1 protein-coding gene, 1 tRNA gene, 1 pseudogene and 1 riboswitch are annotated in these 1,569 nt (G+C 52.1%); of the genes and pseudogenes, 2 read left to right on the forward strand and 1 reads right to left on the reverse strand.

Going from position 1 to position 1,569, the window contains the following annotated elements; genetic code table 11:
- Positions 1–322, forward strand: a pseudogene (locus ACTHUT_RS20160) (FUSC family protein); the annotation flags it as partial.
- 178 nt (positions 323–500) lie between these two features.
- Here ACTHUT_RS20160 and ACTHUT_RS20165 read toward each other — a convergent pair.
- Positions 501–577, reverse strand: a tRNA-Met gene (locus tag ACTHUT_RS20165).
- A gap of 110 nt (positions 578–687) precedes the next feature.
- Positions 688–787: riboswitch (TPP riboswitch) on the forward strand.
- A 94-nt stretch (positions 788–881) separates the two neighbouring features.
- Between ACTHUT_RS20165 and ACTHUT_RS20170 the strand changes: the two genes are divergently transcribed.
- The coding region (locus ACTHUT_RS20170) for a phosphomethylpyrimidine synthase ThiC (RefSeq protein WP_440419577.1) at positions 882–1,569 on the forward strand (688 nt) is incomplete at its 3' end.

Genomic DNA, 1,569 nt, shown 5'->3' on the forward strand with positions numbered 1-1,569 from the left:
GCTCAACGAAAGCGAAATCCGCCTGCTCGACCGCCACTTCAACCAGCTCCAACGCGAACTGCGCCTGACCGTCCGCCTCATCAAAGGCCACTACGCCCGCCGTATCCGCATCGATACTTCGCTCAATACCGAACTAAGCAAACCGGCCGCCCGCCTGCATTACGACTGGCAAGGCTTCCTCTGGCTCAGCACCAATATGCGTAACGAAATCGCCGCTTTGGTGATCCTGTTGCAACGTTCGCGTAATAAATGGTTGGACAAAAAAGAGTTGCAACGCCTGAAAGAACACCTGCGCAACGATACCGATCCGAAGCAACAATAGGCCGTCTGAAAAACACAAACTCAAAATAAAAGACAAAAGCAAATTAGCCGCCGATGTCATCGGCCAATAAAAAAGGCCGTCTGAAACCTAATGGTTCAGACGGCCTTTCAATCAATCCAAGCAACAATAAATGCCACATAAAGCAAAATCCCCTGCGATTGCAGGGGATTTTTATATTTGGTTGCGGGAGCAGGATTCGAACCTACGACCTTCGGGTTATGAGCCCGACGAGCTACCATGCTGCTCCATCCCGCGTCAGAATTTGTAACTATACGGAAAGACGGAGTCGCTGTCAAGCGTTTTTGACAGAAAATGCGAAAAACGCCGCTTTACAAAAAACCAGCCGCATGGTTTAATTTTCGTTAATAAAGAAACAGGGGTGCTGCTTTCAAACCGAGCGGCTGAGAAATACCCTTTACACCCGAACAGGATAATACCTGCGTGGGGAGTTTCGGCAAATGTGATTTTAAACGGTTGATTGAAGATATCTACAAGGCCGTCTGAAAAAAAGCAATGCTCCTGTTTCTATTTCATAACCGAGAAACAGGAGCAATTTTTTATGACTACCACTAAAAAAACCGGCGATGAGGCGCGCCGTCTTTCCGACTTAAGCGAAGACATCGGCATCCGCTTCCAATATCCCAATTCCGACCGCGTCTATATTTCGGGCAGCCGCGCCGACATCCGCGTGCCTTTGCGCGAAATCCGTCAGGATGACACCTACACGGCGCAAGGTACGGAAGCCAATCCGCCAATTCCGGTGTATGACACCAGCGGCGCATACGGCGATCCGGCGGCACACATCGATCTGAAACAAGGTTTGCCACACGTCCGCACCGCATGGCTGGAGGAACGCGGCGATACCGAAATCCTGCCCAAGCTTTCCAGCGAATACGGCACCGAACGCGCGCACGATCCGAAAACTGCCCATCTGCGTTTCAACCAAATCACCCGTCCGCGCCGCGCCAAAGCAGGCCGCAATGTAACCCAGCTCCACTACGCCCGCCAAGGCATCATCACGCCGGAAATGGAGTTTGTCGCCATACGCGAACGCATGAAGCTGGACGAGCTTTTCAGACGGCCTGAATACTCCAAGCTCTGTATACAGCACGCAGGGCAAAGTTTCGGCGCGAATACCCCAACCCATCCCGACCAAATCACGCCCGAATTTGTGCGCCAAGAAATCGCCGCCGGACGCGCGATTATCCCTGCCAACATCAACCACCCCGAACTCGAACCGATGATTA

The organism is Neisseria sp. P0022.S010 (genome assembly GCF_051956635.1).